Source organism: Corallococcus sp. CA047B, from assembly GCF_003612065.1.
Taxonomy (GTDB): Bacteria; Myxococcota; Myxococcia; order Myxococcales; family Myxococcaceae; genus Corallococcus; species Corallococcus praedator.
The window spans coordinates 1-15807 of record NZ_RAWD01000234.1 but is presented as its reverse complement, the minus strand read 5'-3'; the positions used below and the strand labels follow the sequence as shown (position 1 = coordinate 15807).

Sequence of the window (15807 nt, the reverse complement as noted above, 5' to 3'; positions counted from 1 at the left end):
GCCCACCCGCCCCCTGCTCCAGCGGGGAATTATGGACTTTATAGTCCATATCTAAGATTGGTGGACCGGGCGGTCAATAACTTTTAATTTATCCCCATGGCCCGGCCACGAACGTTCGACGAAGCCCAGGTGCTGCGCGCGGTGCGCGACCAGTTCTGGAACAAGGGTTACGCGGCGACCTCCATGGATGACCTGATGCGGGCCACGGGGCTGGGCAAGGGCAGCCTCTACGGGGCCTTTGGCGACAAGCATCAGCTCTTCCTGCGCATCTTCGACAGCTACTGTGCGAACTCGGCGGAGTCGATGCGGCAGGCGTTGGAGGGCTCGGAGGCCGGCGCCCTGGAGCGCTTGCGTCAGTACATGCTGGGGGTGGCCACGGCGTCCGCGGGCCCCAGCCGCCGGGGGTGCTTGCTGGCGCGAGGCACCGCGGAGCTGGCGGCGGAGGGCGCGACGGACGTGACGGACCGGGCGCTCCAGGCCTTCCAGGGCATGGAGGCGCGGTTCACGGAGTGTCTCGCGCAGGCGCAGCGTCACGGCGACGTGGCCGCCAGCGCGGACCCCCGGAAGCTGGCGGCGATGCTGCTCGCGGTGTTCCGGGGCCTGGAGGCGCTGGGCAAGGCCGGCATGGACGAGGCGTCCCTGCGCGGCATGGTGGAGACCGCGTTCGAGGGCCTGCCCGTCAGCGCCCGGCGCCGTCGGTAGTCCCGCGCCGTCTCCCTCTTCCCGCGACGTGCCGCTTCGGGCTAGGCACGGGCCCTGGCCGGAAGCACGGCCACTCACCGGGATGGGGCAACTCATGCGGAAGGCACATGCGGTCGCGCTGTCGATGGCGGCGCTGATGTTGGGACAGACGGGCTGCTATCGGACCCACATCACCACGAACCTGCGGCCCGAAGAGGGCCGGCACCATGAGGACAAGCAGTGGTTCACGGCGGCGGGGCTGGTGCCCCTGTCCAAGCCGCCCGGCAGCGAGTGCCAGAACGGCGTGGCCTGGGCGCAGAGCCGGGTGACCCCCTCGGACTTCTTCATCCAGGCGGGCCTCGTGGTCTTGGGGGGCTTGATTGGCGGGGCGGTGTGCTCCGGCAGCAACCAGACGGAGGAAGAGCAGAACAGCTGCGCGGGGGTTGGCGCGCTGGTGCCCCTGGCGCTCGTGGGCTCGCGCACGGTGGCCTACGCCTGTGCCGCGGCGGACCCGAGCGGGCTTCCGACCCCGGGCATGCCCCTGCAGGCTCCGGGCCGCACGCCTGACGACTCGGACGTCCCGGTGCAGGTGCCTTCCACCCCGACCCCGCCGCCGCTTCCGCCGTCCGGCTCGGTGCCGGAGACGAACCCCGGGCTCTGAGGCCACCTGCCGGAGTCACGGCGCGGAAAGGACGTGGCCTCCGCGCCGTGCCCCGGGGTGTCTGTCTATTCGCCGCGCCGCTTCGAGCGTGAGCGCTGCGAGCCTTCCAGCGTCTGCTTGCGCTGGGCGCGCTTGTGTTCTCGCTGCGCGGCGGCGTCCACCTGACGGGCGTTGAAGGACTGCTCGCGCAGGAGCTTCTCGAAGTTGGCGCGCCGCTCCTCGGGGAGCGTGCCGGCCTGCACCGCCGCCGTCACCGCGCACCCCGGTTCGTTCCGGTGTCCGCAGTCGTTGAAGCGGCAGCCCTCGGCCAGCGCGAAGACGTCCGCGAAGGCCTGGGCCAGGGACACCTTCTCGTCCTCGCCCCACAGCCCCAGCTCGCGCATGCCGGGCCCGTCGATGACGAGCCCGCCGTGGTCCAGCACGAACAGCTCGCGGTGCGTGGTGGTGTGCCGGCCCTTGTCGTCCTCCGGCCGCACGGGCTGGGTGACGAGGCGAGCGGCGTCCAGCAGCCGGTTGGCGAGCGTGGACTTGCCCACGCCCGACGAGCCCAGCAGCACGCCCGTCTTCGCGGCGGGAATCCGGGAGCGCACCTCCTCGATGCCCAGGCCCACCTTCGCGCTCACCGCGAGCACGTCCACGCCGGGGGCCAGGGCCTGCACCTCCAGGACGCGCGCGGCGGCATCCTGCGCGAGGTCCGCCTTGCTCAGGATGACGACGGGCGTGGCGCCGCTGTTCCAGGCCAGGGTGAGGGCCCGTTCGATGCGGCGTGGGTTGAAGTTGCCGTCCAGGCCCACCACCAGGAACACCACGTCCACGTTGGCGGCGATGAGCTGCCCGTCGTGTTCGCTGCCCGCCTCGCGTCGCTTGAGGACGCTGCGGCGGGGCAGCACGGCCTGCATCAGCGCCTCGCCGTCACCGGACGACGGCGGCTGCAGGAGCACCCAGTCGCCAATGGTGGGCAGGGACTCGGCGTTCTCGGCCTGGTGGAGGAGCCGTCCGGCGGCCCGGGCGAGCAGCGCCCGGCTGGAGGTCTGGACGGTGAGCAGCCCCCGGTGCTGCCGCACGACGCGGCCGGGGACAAGGGAGACGGAGGAGGAGGACTGCGAGGTGGACATCGCGAGGTCGAAATCGGGACCCCAGCCGAGGGCTTCAAGTGACACGGGGAAAACTCCGGGCAGAGCGGTGCCTGGGCAGGCCGGAAGAATCCGGGATGCCTGGCGGACAGGGGGCTCGCGCTGCGGCGGAAGGTGCTTCGAACCGGCTCAGCTGACGAGCGCCCGCGAGAGGAGGACAGGGACCGCGACGGCGACAAGTGGCAGGTTCATCTGGGAAGCCTCCTGGTGGTGCGCGGGAGCCGGCGTCCATCGCCGGACCGGCCGCGACCCTATCAACACCCGTCGGCCGTTGGCGACCCCCTCCCCGGCGCCCTGCCTTTTCCCCCTTGCACCTCACGCGACGTGAGGTTGTACCCATCACATCCAGTCACGCGGAAGACACGCTGGCTGGAAAGGGGTGAGGCATGCAGCACACGGAACTGAAGGTCGGGGAGCTGGCCCGGCGCACGGGGCTGTCCATCCGCGCGCTGCACCACTACGACGAAATCGGTCTGCTCAAGCCCTCGGCGCACACGGCGTCGGGGCACCGGCTCTACACGGCGGCGGACATCGCCCGCCTGAGTCACATCCTGTCGCTCAAGCAGCTCGGGTTCTCGTTGGAGGAGATTTCCGGGACGCTGGGCCGGGCGGACTTCTCCGCCCTGCGCGTGGTGGAGCTGCGGCTCCAGCGGGCGCGCGAGCAGTTGGCGGAGCAACGTCAGCTCTGCGAACGCCTGGATGCCATCGCACGACAGTTGCGCGCGGCGGAGCCCGTCTCCGCCGACGACTTCCTCCACACCATCGAGGCCATGACCATGTTCGAGAAGCACTACACCCCGGAGCAGTTGAAGGAATTGGAGGCCCGTCGCAAGGCGATGGGCGATGACGCCATCAAGGAGGTGGAGGCCGAGTGGCCCCGCCTCATCGCCCGCATGCAGGAGGAGATGGCGAAGGGAACCGACCCCGCCACCGAGCCAGTGCGGGCGCTGGCCACGCGCTGGCGCGAGCTCGTCCGCGCCTTCACGGGCGGCAACCCCGGCATCGAGAAGTCGCTCAACACGCTGCACCAGCAGGAGCCCCAGGTGGCGCGGCGCCAGGGCCGCGACCCGAAGCTGATGGAGTACGTGGGCCGGGCGATGGCGGCGTTGGATGCGCCGAAGTAAAGACAGACACGACGGCGGCCGTCAGCGAAGTGCTGGCGGCCGCGCCGTCATGCGGTGCTGCTGGAAGACAGGCTAGTTGCCGCCGAGCGTCCCATTGGAGCCGCCGGTGCCGGTGCCGCCCACGCCGCCCATGGTGCCGCCGGAGCCACTGGTCCCGGTGCCGCCCACGCCGCCGGCCGCGCCGCTGGTCCCGGTGCCGCCCGTGCCGGTGCCGCCCGGGGTGATGACGGTGCTGCCGCTGCCTTCCGTGCCGGGAGCGGTGGAGCCCGTGGTGCCGGTGCCCGAACCGCCATAGGTGCCGGTGCTGTCCGTCCCACTGCCGCCCGTGCTGGTGCCCGAACCGCCATAGGTGCCGGTGCTGGTCCCGGTGGAAGGCGACGTGTACGAGCCCGCGCCGGTGGAGGGCGAGGTGCTGCCCGTGCCGTAGGTGTCCGTGCTGGAGCCGGTGCCCGTGGGCGAGCCCGTCCCGATGCCGCTGGTCCCGGTGCCACCCGTGCCGGAGGTGCCGCCGCCCGTGGTGCCCGTGCCGGTGGTGCCCGGAGTCGGGTTCACGCCCGCCCCTGAACCGCCGGTGCCGGTCGCGGTGTTGCCGGTCTGCACGCCAGTGGAGTTGGTGGTGCCCGGCGTGAACGTGCCGGTGGAGCCCGCGGTGCCCGTCTGGCCCGGGTTGGTCATCTCCGGAGAGGCGCCCGTTGAACCGGGTGTCGTCCCGGGGCTCGACCCGTCGCCTACCTGCTGGGCGAGCGCGCTGGTGGAGAGCAGAAAGCTGAAGGCCAAAGCCGCGGTGGTGATGGAGCGTCGCATGTCTGGAATCCTTTCCCCGTCCCTTGAGGGGTAAAGGTGTGTGCTTCACCGGACATGGCAACCCGGGGAAAGAAGACGGGGCATGGCAGGTCGGCAGCCTGCACGACGGTGAGGCACTGGGAGAGGAAGCAGGCGGTCTTCAGCGCGGGCAGGGATGCTCCGTGAAGTCCGCGAGGCGCAGGACGACGGACCGGCTCCGGGCCGCCGCTTCCTCGGCCTGCGTCAGCACTCCCGCTTCGCGCAATCGCTGGAGCAGGCGATCCCTGCGCGGGCGGAGCCGGTCGATGAAACACTCCGGATGTTCCCGCTGCGCCCCGCCCAGGCCCGCCATCGAGGTGAGCAGTGCGGCCTCCGCGAACGTGATGCCCGCGGTCTCCTTCGCCAGGTATCGACGGGCCCCCTCGGATACGCCGATGACGCCATGTCCCAGCCTCACGTGCCGCGCCTGGAAGGCCAACAGCTCCTCCGCGCTCCAATGGCGCGTCAGCCAGATGCCCAGCGCCAGACGCTGGGATGCTTTCAAGGAGAGCGGCTCGCCCGTGGCAGAGGGATGGGCGGACCAGGAGTTCACGACCGCGTTCGCCAGACTCCAGCCCGAAGTCAGGTGTGACGGGGTGCCGAACACGAGCGGCCGTGAAACCGTCGCCAATGCGGTCCAGGCCCACACGGGCTCCACGGTCAGGGTGGCGCCGGGTTCGAACAGGCTCCACCATGTCCGGGCGAGGTTCGCGGGCAGCCTGTCGGCGGCCTCCGGCGGTGTGGGCAGTCCCGGCAGCCGGCGGAGTTCAAGCCGGTAGAACCCCTCCATCGCGGCCAGCAACCCCACACCCACGAGGCCCAGGCCACACAGTCCGAGTCCCAGGAGCCGCATCCGGTGACGCCATCGCGTGCTTGAAAACATGCCGTGTCACGGTTGCATGACACAGGCCAGGGGCCTCGCCACGCTCCCCGGTGTCCAGCAGGCGGGCTTCCGCGACAGGGGTGGCTTTCCGCGTGAAGTCTTCCCGCCGGTTCTGTGCTGTCCTCCGGTCTGGAAGGGAGCGTGGCGTGGGCGGACGGGAAGGGCATGTGGTGGCGGGTCGCAAGGGCGCGCGGCTGCTGAGCAGCGCGAGCGTCCTCGCCTGGCCGCTCACGCTCGTCGTGGCCGCGGGCCTGGGGCTGTTGCTCTATGTCGCCACCACCAGCCTGCCCTACCTCATCGCCTCGCCCGCCGGTGACGCGCACCTGGGCGCGCTCAATGACTGTCTGTCGCGCAAGCTCGCCGGCGCCACGCGGCTGGGCTGGGCCGTGGCGCCGGACGCTTCGCGCGCGGCGGTGTTCGGCCCCCGCGTCGTCGCCGTCTGCGGCGAGGATGGCGGGCATTCGCGGCTGGAGTTTCCCGGCGCCACCGCGGTCGCCTTCGACGGGGAACGCAAGCTGTGGGTCGCCGCGGGCGGCCATCTGCTGCGGGAGCGCGACGGTCTGCTCCAGCAGGTGGGGGACATCACGCCGCCCGAGGAACTCGTCGGCCACGCGGGCGGAGTGATCGCGCTGGATGCCGCCGGGTTGCTCGTCTCCGTGGCCCCGGACGGCAAGGTGCTGGGACAGGCGCAGGTGCCGGGAGCCGGAGGCCGGCTCTCCGTCGGACCCGGTGGCGTGCTGGCGGCGGTGGAGTGGGGCGGCGGTGTCCTCGTCTATGAGGCCCGCACGCTCACGCTCGTGCGAGCGGAGGCCCCGTGCGCGGTGGAGTTCCTCTGGTGGTTGGACACCCCGGAGCAGGTCCTGCTGGGCTGTGGTGCGACCCAGGACTCGCCGATGCCCTCCGCGATCCGCTTCGATGTCCGCACCGGAGCCCGCCAGGAAGCGCCTGAACGGACCCGCGCGCCTGCTCGGCGCCTCTCGGGGCGGGCACTGTACGTCCAGGGTTGCGACGGCTTTCCGTGCACCGCCTCGCCCCCCTGAAGCTGTTATGGAAGGCCCCGGTCCGGGGCTTCCGGGGAAGTTGTGACCTGGGGTCAGTCATGACGTTGAGTGGCCGACAAATCGGTCGTTGGCGCCCCGGCTTAGCATTCGACAAGTCCGCGAACTCCCTGGAGATTCATGGGTTCGCAGGGCGTTTCTGTAGCTTCCGCGGCAACGCTTCCGCCGATCAGGGGTTTCATTCGTGGACGACACCAAGGTTTCCAGCTCCTCCGCTCCCCGCAAGCGCTCCAATGGGCGCAAGACGCAGGGGGCCGCCGCTGCCCAGCAGGACGCGGCCCGGCCGCCCGGCAACGTCGCGGCCAACCGGTTGAGCACCGCGAACGCCCCCCGCGCCGCCGAGCCCGCGACCGCCCGCCGGGCCCCCGCCCGGGGACGCAACGGCAACGGCCGCAACGACGCCGAGGACACCGCGCGCGCGGGCGGCCCTCCGCCGCTCCAGCAACTGCTGGCCGCGCTCCGGGCCGTGCAGGGCGGTGACTTCTCCGTGCGGCTGCCTTCGGGCGCGCAGGACGTGGTGATGGATGAGATCGCCCGCGCGTTCAACGCGGTGGTGACGCTCAACTCCACGCTCACCCACGAAATCGTCCGCGTGGAGCGCGTCGTCGGCCGCGAGGGCCGCATGGGCGAGCGCGTGACGTTGGGCGACGTGCGCGGCGACTGGGCCACCAGCGTGCAGTCCATCAACGCGCTCATCGGCGACCTGGTGCAGCCCACCACGGAAGTCGCCCGCGTGCTGGTGGCGGTGGCCGAAGGCGACCTCACCCAGAAGATGGCGCTGGAGATCGACGGCCAGCCGGTGAAGGGCGAGTTCCTGCGCATCGGCACCACCGTGAATGCGATGGTGGATCAGCTCAACAGCTTCGCCGCCGAAGTGACGCGCGTCGCGAAGGAAGTCGGTACGGAGGGCAAGCTGGGCGGCCAGGCCGCCGTGTCGGGTGTGTCCGGCGTGTGGAAGGACCTCACGGACAACGTGAACGTCCTCGCCGGCAACCTCACCGCGCAGGTGCGAAACATCGCGGAGGTGACGACGGCCGTCGCGCGCGGAGACCTGTCGCGCAAGATCACCGTGGATGTGAAGGGCGAGGTGCTGGAGCTCAAGAGCACCATCAACACGATGGTGGATCAGCTCAACAGCTTCGCCTCCGAAGTGACGCGCGTCGCGCGCGAGGTGGGCACGGAAGGCAAGCTGGGCGGTCAGGCCGCCGTGTCGGGCGTGTCCGGCACGTGGAAGGACCTCACGGACAACGTGAACTTCATGGCGTCCAACCTCACGACGCAGGTGCGCGGCATCGTGAAGGTCGTGACCTCGGTGGCCAACGGCGACCTCACCCAGAAGCTGATGGTGCCGTCGCAGGGTGAAATCGCCGCGCTGGGCGCCACGCTCAACAACATGACGGACACGCTCAACGTGTTCGCGCAGCAGGTGACCAGCGTCGCGCGCACGGTGGGCGTGGAGGGCAAGCTGGGCGCCCAGGCCCAGGTGCCCGGCGCCGCGGGGACGTGGAAGGACCTCACGGACAACGTGAACCTGATGGCGTCCAACCTCACCAGCCAGGTGCGAAACATCGCGGAGGTCTCCACCGCCGTCGCCAATGGCGACCTGTCGCGGAAGATCACCGTGGACGTGAAGGGCGAGGTGCTGGAGCTCAAGAGCACGCTCAACACGATGGTGGACCAGCTCCGCGCGTTCGCCTCCGAAGTGACCCGCGTCGCGAAGGAAGTGGGTACGGACGGCAAGCTGGGCGGTCAGGCCGCGGTGCCCGGCGTCGCCGGCACGTGGAAGGACCTCACGGACAACGTGAACAGCATGGCCTCCAACCTCACCACCCAGGTGCGAAACATCGCGCTGGTGACGACGGCGGTGGCCACCGGTGACCTGTCCAAGAAGATCACCGTGGATGCGCGCGGTGAGATCCTGGAGCTGAAGAACACCATCAACACGATGGTGGATCAGCTCAACAGCTTCGCCTCCGAAGTGACCCGCGTCGCGCGCGAGGTCGGTACGCACGGCAAGCTGGGCGGTCAGGCCGACGTGAAGGGCGTGTCCGGTACGTGGAAGGACCTCACGGACAACGTGAACTTCATGGCCTCCAACCTCACCACCCAGGTGCGAGGCATCGCCAAGGTCGTGACGGCGGTCGCCAACGGCGACCTCACCCAGCGCCTGAAGATGGAGGCGAAGGGCGAGGTGGCGGAGCTCGCGGACACCATCAACGCGATGACGCAGACGCTCTCCATCTTCGCGCAGCAGGTGACGGACGTGGCGCGCACGGTGGGCGTGGAAGGCAAGCTGGGCGCCCAGGCCGTGGTGCCCGGTGTCGCAGGCACGTGGAAGGACCTCACCAACAACGTGAACCTGTTGGCGAACAACCTCACCGACCAAGTCCGTAACATCGCGGAGGTGACGACGGCCGTCGCGAAGGGCGACCTGTCGCGGAAGATCACCGTCGATGCGAAGGGCGAGGTGCTGGAGCTCAAGAGCACCATCAACACGATGGTGGACCAGCTCCGCGCGTTCGCCGCCGAAGTGACGCGCGTCGCGAAGGAAGTGGGCACGGACGGCAAGCTGGGCGGTCAGGCCGACGTGAAGGGCGTGTCCGGCGTGTGGAAGGACCTCACGGACAACGTGAACAGCATGGCCTTCAACCTCACCACCCAGGTGCGAGGCATCGTCAAGGTCGTGACGGCGGTGGCCGACGGCGACCTGTCCCAGAAGCTGGTGATGGAGGCGAAGGGTGAGATCGCGGCGCTCGCGGACACCATCAACGCGATGACGCAGACGCTGTCCGTCTTCGCGCAGCAGGTGACGGATGTGGCGCGCACGGTGGGCGTGGAAGGCAAGCTGGGCGCCCAGGCGGAAGTGCCCGGCGTCGCCGGCACCTGGAAGGACCTCACCAACAACGTGAACCTGCTGGCCAACAACCTCACGGCCCAGGTGCGAAACATCGCGGAGGTGACGACGGCCGTCGCCAACGGCGACCTGTCGAAGAAGATCACCGTCGACGCGAAGGGCGAGGTGCTGGAGCTCAAGAGCACCATCAACACGATGGTGGACCAGCTCCGCGCGTTCGCCGCCGAAGTGACGCGCGTCGCGAAGGAAGTCGGTACGGAAGGCAAGCTGGGCGGTCAGGCCGACGTGAAGGGCGTGTCCGGCGTGTGGAAGGACCTCACGGACAACGTGAACGTCCTCGCCGGCAACCTGACGGATCAGGTGCGAAACATCGCCAAGGTGACGACGGCGGTCGCGAACGGCGACCTGTCCCAGAAGATCACCGTGAGCGTGAAGGGTGAGGTGCTGGAGCTGAAGAACACCATCAACACGATGGTGGACCAGCTCCGCGCGTTCGCCTCCGAAGTGACCCGCGTCGGCAAGGAAGTCGGTACGGAGGGCAAGCTGGGCGGCCAGGCCGCGGTGCCCGGCGTCGCGGGCGTGTGGAAGGACCTCACGGACAACGTGAACGTCCTCGCCGCGAACCTCACCGACCAGGTGCGAAACATCGCCAAGGTGACGACGGCGGTGGCCTACGGCGACCTGTCGCAGAAGATCTCCGTCGAGGCGAAGGGTGAAATCCTGGAGCTGAAGAGCACCATCAACACGATGGTGGACCAGCTCCGCGCGTTCGCCTCCGAAGTGACGCGCGTCGCGAAGGAAGTGGGTACGGACGGCAAGCTGGGCGGTCAGGCCGCGGTGCCCGGCGTCGCCGGCACGTGGAAGGACCTCACGGACAACGTGAACAGCATGGCCTCCAACCTCACCAGCCAGGTGCGAAACATCGCGCTGGTGACGACGGCGGTCGCGAACGGTGACCTGTCCAAGAAGATCACCGTCGACGCGAAGGGCGAAATCCTGGAGCTGAAGAACACCATCAACACGATGGTGGATCAGCTCAACAGCTTCGCCTCCGAAGTGACGCGCGTCGCGCGCGAGGTGGGCGCCGAAGGCAAGCTGGGAGGACAAGCGGAAGTGAAGGGCGTGTCCGGTACGTGGAAGGACCTCACGGACAACGTGAACTTCATGGCCCGCAACCTCACCACGCAGGTGCGCGGCATCGTGAAGGTCGTGACGGCGGTCGCCAACGGCGACCTCAAGCAGAAGCTGGTGGTGGACGCGAAGGGCGAAGTGGCCGCGCTCGCGGAGACCATCAACAACATGACCGACACGCTGGGCATCTTCGCGGAGCAGGTGTCCTCCGTGGCCCGCGAGGTGGGCGTGGAAGGAAAGCTGGGCGGTCAGGCCCGCGTGCCCGGTGTGGCCGGCACGTGGAAGGACCTCACGGACAACGTGAACTTCATGGCCTCCAACCTCACCACGCAGGTGCGCGGCATCGTGCGCGTGGTGACGGCGGTCGCGAACGGCGACCTGACCCAGAAGCTCATCGTGGACGCGAAGGGCGAGGTGGCGGCGCTCGCGGACACCATCAACAACATGACCGACACGCTGGGCACCTTCGCGGAGCAGGTCTCCACGGTGGCCCGCGAGGTGGGTATCGAAGGAAAGCTGGGCGGCCAGGCCCGCGTGCCCGGTGCGCGCGGCACGTGGCGGCAGCTGACGGACAACGTGAACCAGCTGGCCGGCACGCTGACCAGCCAGCTGCGCGCCATCTCCGACGTGGCCACCGCCGTGACGAAGGGCGATTTGACCCGCAGCATCACGGTCGTCGCCGAGGGCGAGGTCGCGGCGCTGAAGGACAACATCAACCAGATGATCGTCAACCTGCGTGAGACCACGCAGAAGAACCAGGAGCAGGACTGGCTCAAGACGAACCTGGCGAAGTTCAGCGGCATGATGCAGGGCCAGAAGTCCCTGGATGCCGTCAGCCGCCTCATCATGAGCGAGCTGACGCCGCTGGTGTCCGCGCACCACGGCGCCTTCTTCCTCTCCGACAGCGAGGGCGGCGTGCCGGCCCTCAAGCTCACCAGCACCTACGCGTACCGGGAGCGCAAGCACCTGGCGAACCGCTTCCGGCTGGGCGAGGGACTCGTCGGACAGTGCGCGCTGGAGAAGAAGACCATCCTGCTGACGCGCGTGCCGTCGGACTACATCACCATCGCGTCGGGCCTGGGTGAGGCCGCGCCGCTCAACATCATCGTCCTGCCCGTGCTCTTCGAGGGCGAGGTGAAGGCCGTCATCGAGCTGGCGTCCTTCCACCCGTTCAGCGCCATCCACCAGATCTTCCTGGATCAGCTGACGGAGACCATCGGCGTCGTGCTGAACATGATCATGGCGAACATGCGCACGGAGACCCTGCTCTCCGAGTCGCAGCGCCTGACGCAGGAGCTCCAGAGCCAGTCGCGCGAACTCACCCAGCAGCAGGACGAGCTCAAGCGCACCAACATCGAGCTGGAGGACAAGGCGAAGGAGCTGGCGGACCAGAACACCCGCGTGGAGGAGAAGAACCGCGAGGTGGAGCTGGCGCGCGTCAGCCTGGAGGAGAAGGCGGAGCAGCTCACCATCATCTCCAAGTACAAGAGCGAGTTCCTGGCCAACATGAGCCACGAGCTGCGCACGCCGCTCAACTCGCTGCTCATCCTCGCGAAGCTGCTGTCGGACAACAAGGACGGCAACCTGTCCAACAAGCAGGTGGAGTACGCCAACACCATCTACGCGTCCGGCGGGGACCTGCTCAGCCTCATCAACGAGATCCTCGACCTGTCCAAGGTGGAGGCGGGCAAGATGCAGGTGGAGCCCCGGGACATCGTCCTCACGGAGCTCAACCAGTTCATCGAGCGCAGCTTCCGCCCGGTGGCGGACCAGAAGGGCCTCTCCTTCAACGTGGAGGTCCTCACGGGCACGCCGCGCCACGTGCGCACGGACCCGCAGCGGTTGCAGCAGGTGCTCAAGAACCTGCTGTCCAACGCCTTCAAGTTCACCGACGAGGGCGGCGTGAAGCTCACGGTGCGCCTGGCGGAGAAGTCCATGCGCTTCGACCACGAGGCGCTGCGCCGTTCGCGCCACGTGCTCGCCTTCGCGGTGAAGGACAGCGGCATCGGCATCGCCAAGGACAAGCAGCGCATCATCTTCGAGGCGTTCCAGCAGGCGGACGGCTCCACCGCGCGCAAGTACGGCGGCACGGGCCTGGGCCTGTCCATCAGCCGGGAGATCGCGAAGCTGCTGGGCGGTGAAATCCGCCTGGAGAGCGAGCCCGGCAAGGGCAGCACGTTCACCCTCTACCTGCCGCCGGAATACCAGGGCGCGGACGAGGACGGCGGCGTGCAGCCCTCCGACCCGGCCGTGCGCGCGCTGGGCTCCGCGCCGGAGCCGCTCGTCGTCATCCCGGCCCCGCTCGCGCCGCCGCCCCAGCAGCAACATTCGGCGGCGGAGAAGGAGGGGCACGTGCTGGACGCCGCGCTGCCTCCGCAGGTGGAGAGCCCCCACGCCCCCGTCGTCGTGGAGGACGACCGCGAGCACATCCGCGAGGGCGACCGCACCCTGCTCATCATCGAGGATGACCTGAAGTTCGCCCGCATCATGGTGCAGATGGCGCGCGAGAAGGGCTTCAAGGCCCTGGTCGCCACGCGCGGCGACAGCGGCCTCGCGATGGCGCACGAGTACCAGCCGGACGCCATCACCCTGGACATCCAGCTGCCCGTGGTGGACGGCTGGAGCGTGTTGGACCGCCTCAAGCGCAACCCGCGCACGCGCCACATCCCCGTCCACATCATCAGCGTGATGGACAAGCACCTGGGCAACACCCAGGGCGCGTTCGGCTACCTCACCAAGCCCGTGAGCAAGGAGGGCCTGGAGCGCGTCTTCGGCCAGCTCTCCCGCTTCCTGGAGCGCCGCGAGCGGCGGCTGCTGGTCATCGAGGACGACGACGTGCAGCGCAACAGCCTCACCCAGCTGCTCAGCGACGGCGGCGACGTGCAGGTCACCCCGGTGGCCACCGGCCAGGAGGCCCTCCAGAAGCTGGAGGAGAACGAGTACGACTGCCTCGTCATCGACCTGCTGCTCCCCGACATGGACGGCATCAAGCTGGTGGAGGAGGTCAAGACGCAGCCGCGCTTCCGCGACCTGCCCATCGTCGTCTACACCGGTCGCGAGCTGACGCCGAAGGACGAGGCCCGCCTGCGCCGTTACACCGGCAGTGTCATCCTGAAGAGCGGCGCGAAGAGCCCCGACCAGCTGCTCAGCGACACGGCGCTGTTCCTGCACCGCCTGGACGAGAATCTTCCGGCGCGCGCGCGCGCGGCCCTGGCGCAGCGCAACGACCAGGACGCACCGCTGTCCGGCAAGAAGGTGCTGCTGGTGGATGACGACATGCGCAACATCTTCGCGCTCACCAGCGTGCTGGAAAATCACAGCATGCAGGTCGTCTTCGCGGAGAACGGGCGGGCCGCCATCGAGATGCTGGGCCAGCACCCGGACGTGGACATCGTGTTGATGGACGTGATGATGCCGGAGATGGACGGCTACGAGACCATGCGTGCCATCCGCAAGGACCCCAAGTACGCCAGCCTCCCCATCATCGCCGTGACGGCCAAGGCGCTGAAGGACGACCGCGAGAAGTGCATGGCGGCCGGCGCCAGCGACTACCTGCCCAAGCCGGTGGACACCGACAAGCTCCTGGAACTGGTCCGCCTGTGGGTGAGTGCTTGAAACTCAACGCGGGCGATCCACCAAGAACCCTCCTTTGCACTTCCGTCTGGAAGGGGGCGGACCTAGCCTTGCTCGCCGTGTCTCGGGTCGTTGGCCCACGCGCTCCCCCGTCGCGCACATGAACTCCTCAGATCCCACTCCGGAACGTCCTCAGGAAGCCGCGCCCTCCCCGCGCGCGGCCATCCTGATGGTGGATGACCACCCGGCCAACCTGTTGGCCCTGGAGGCCATCCTCGAGCCGCTGGGACAGGAACTGGTGAAGGCCACCAGCGGTGAGGATGCCCTCAAGCAGCTGCTCCAGCGCGACTTCGCGGTCATCCTGATGGATGTGCAGATGCCGGGCCTGGACGGGTTCCAGACGGCCGCGCTCATCAAGCAGCGTGAGCGCACGCGCACCATCCCCATCATCTTCCTCACCGCGCTCAGCCGGGATGCGGCCCATGTCTTCAAGGGCTACGCGCACGGCGCGGTGGACTACCTGCTCAAGCCCTTCGACCCGGAAATCCTCCGCTCGAAGGTCAGCGTCTTCGTGGACCTGTTCCTCAAGGAGCAGCAGCTCCAGCGCCAGGCGACGCTCTTGCGTCAGCGCGACCGGGAGATGCTGGAGCGCCAGAGCGCGCTGCGCTACCGGCGCCTCACGGAGTCGCTGCCCGAAATCATGTGGGCGGCGAGGGCGGATGGGTCGCTGACGTACGCCAACCGGGCCTGGCGTGACTACACCGGCCACCAGGAGGGGTATGAGCTGTCGCTCGCCACCTTCCTGCAGGACGTGCACCCCGCGGACCGCGAGCGGATGAGCGGCGTGTGGGGGGATGCCCTGGAGCGCGTGCAGGGCAGCGCGAACGAGTTCCGCCTGCGGCGCAAGGACGGCGTCTACCGCTGGCATCTGGCGCGGGCGATGCCGGAGCACGACGAGCACGGGGCGCTGGTGGGCTGGCTGGCCATCGCGACGGACATCGACGACAAGCGCCGCGCGGAGGAGACGCTGGCGCGCTTCAAGGCGACGCTGGACGCGACGCTGGACTGCGTCCTGATGTTCTCCCCGGACACGCTCACGCTCGCGTACGCCAACGCGGGCGCGGCCAAGCAGTTGAACGCCAGCGTGGATGAGCTGGTGGGCCTGTCGGTGCTGGAGGTGGAGAGCGCCTTCGACGAGACGGGCTTCCGCAAGCTGCTGGCGCCGCTGACGTCCGGCACGCTGCCGTCGCAGACCTACTCCACCAACCACCGCCGCCGCGACGGCTCCGAGGTCCCGGTGGAGGTGGTGCTCCAGTACGTGGCGGAGGGCGAAGGCCCAGGCCGCTTCATCTCCGTGGCGCGCGACATCACCGAGCGTCAGCGCGCGGAGACGGCGCTGCGGCTGGCGAGCGAGGCGAAGGACGCGTTCCTCGCCGCCGCGAGCCATGAATTGCGCACGCCGCTGGCCGCGGCGAAGGGGCACGCGCACCTGGCGCTGCTCAAGCTGGGAGGCCAGACGGAGGCCGGGCCCGGCAAGTCGTTGCAGATCATCAACCGGCAGATCGACCGCATGGCGAAGCTGGTGGAGGACCTGCTGGACATCAGCCGGTTGCAGGCGGGACGGCTGTCATTGGAGCTGGAGCCGTTTGATTTGTCGCAGCTGGTGCTGGAGACGCGGGACCGGATGGCGGTGCTGTCGCAGACGCACGAGCTGAAGGTGGAGGTCCCCGAGCACCTGGAAGGCACGTGGGACCGGGGACGGTTGGACCAGGTGCTGACGAACCTCTTGTCCAACGCCATCCGCTACTCGCCGGAGGGCGGGGTGGTGCTGGTGCGCGTGGTGGCGGAGGGGGACACGGGCGTGTACCTGACCGTGAAGTACCAGGG

9 protein-coding genes are annotated in these 15807 nt (G+C 69.0%); 6 read left to right on the top strand and 3 right to left on the bottom strand.

The window, feature by feature from the left end; genetic code table 11:
- Positions 1–96 precede the first annotated feature (96 nt).
- Positions 97–702: a TetR/AcrR family transcriptional regulator gene (locus D7X74_RS29245; protein WP_120536294.1), complete on the top strand. Its 606-nt coding sequence runs from the start codon at positions 97–99 to the stop codon at positions 700–702.
- Positions 703–796: 94 nt separating this feature from the next.
- Positions 797–1342 (top strand): hypothetical protein, encoded by a 546-nt coding sequence (locus D7X74_RS29240; RefSeq protein ID WP_120536293.1) that lies wholly within the window; start codon positions 797–799, stop codon positions 1340–1342.
- A gap of 65 nt (positions 1343–1407) precedes the next feature.
- Here the strand turns inward: D7X74_RS29240 and rsgA are convergent, their stop codons facing one another.
- Positions 1408–2502 carry a ribosome small subunit-dependent GTPase A gene (gene rsgA, locus D7X74_RS29235; protein WP_120536292.1) on the bottom strand — a complete coding sequence of 365 codons (1095 nt, stop codon included), beginning with the start codon at positions 2500–2502 and terminating at the stop codon, positions 1408–1410.
- 359 nt (positions 2503–2861) lie between these two features.
- Here rsgA and D7X74_RS29230 point away from each other — a divergent pair, with 359 nt between their 5' ends.
- Entirely contained in the window at positions 2862–3599 is a 738-nt protein-coding gene (locus D7X74_RS29230; protein ID WP_120536291.1) for a MerR family transcriptional regulator, read from the top strand.
- Between the two features lie 72 nt (positions 3600–3671).
- Here the strand turns inward: D7X74_RS29230 and D7X74_RS29225 are convergent, their stop codons facing one another.
- Positions 3672–4403 carry a hypothetical protein gene (locus D7X74_RS29225; protein ID WP_147446716.1) on the bottom strand — a complete coding sequence of 244 codons (732 nt, stop codon included), beginning with the start codon at positions 4401–4403 and terminating at the stop codon, positions 3672–3674.
- Positions 4404–4542: 139 nt separating this feature from the next.
- Entirely contained in the window at positions 4543–5274 is a 732-nt protein-coding gene (locus tag D7X74_RS29220; protein ID WP_158622311.1) for a transglycosylase domain-containing protein, read from the bottom strand.
- A gap of 200 nt (positions 5275–5474) precedes the next feature.
- Between D7X74_RS29220 and D7X74_RS29215 the strand changes: the two genes are divergently transcribed.
- The 3 genes from D7X74_RS29215 to D7X74_RS29205 form a co-directional block, all read left to right on the top strand.
- Positions 5475–6344 carry a hypothetical protein gene (locus tag D7X74_RS29215; protein ID WP_233602306.1) on the top strand — a complete coding sequence of 290 codons (870 nt, stop codon included), beginning with the start codon at positions 5475–5477 and terminating at the stop codon, positions 6342–6344.
- A 202-nt stretch (positions 6345–6546) separates the two neighbouring features.
- Positions 6547–13962, top strand: a complete 7416-nt coding sequence (locus tag D7X74_RS29210; RefSeq protein ID WP_120536287.1) for a HAMP domain-containing protein — start codon at positions 6547–6549, stop codon at positions 13960–13962.
- Positions 13963–14080: 118 nt separating this feature from the next.
- Positions 14081–15807: PAS domain S-box protein (locus tag D7X74_RS29205; RefSeq protein ID WP_120536295.1), on the top strand; the 1727-nt coding region annotated here is incomplete at its 3' end.

Coding starts and splice junctions, on each gene's coding strand:
- D7X74_RS29245 (WP_120536294.1), top strand. CDS start 97: ATGGCCCGGCCACGAACGTTCGACGAAGCCCAGGTGCTGCGCGCGGTG.
- D7X74_RS29240 (WP_120536293.1), top strand. CDS start 797: ATGCGGAAGGCACATGCGGTCGCGCTGTCGATGGCGGCGCTGATGTTG.
- D7X74_RS29230 (WP_120536291.1), top strand. CDS start 2,862: ATGCAGCACACGGAACTGAAGGTCGGGGAGCTGGCCCGGCGCACGGGG.
- D7X74_RS29225 (WP_147446716.1), bottom strand. CDS start 4,403: ATGCGACGCTCCATCACCACCGCGGCTTTGGCCTTCAGCTTTCTGCTC.
- D7X74_RS29220 (WP_158622311.1), bottom strand. CDS start 5,274: ATGCGGCTCCTGGGACTCGGACTGTGTGGCCTGGGCCTCGTGGGTGTG.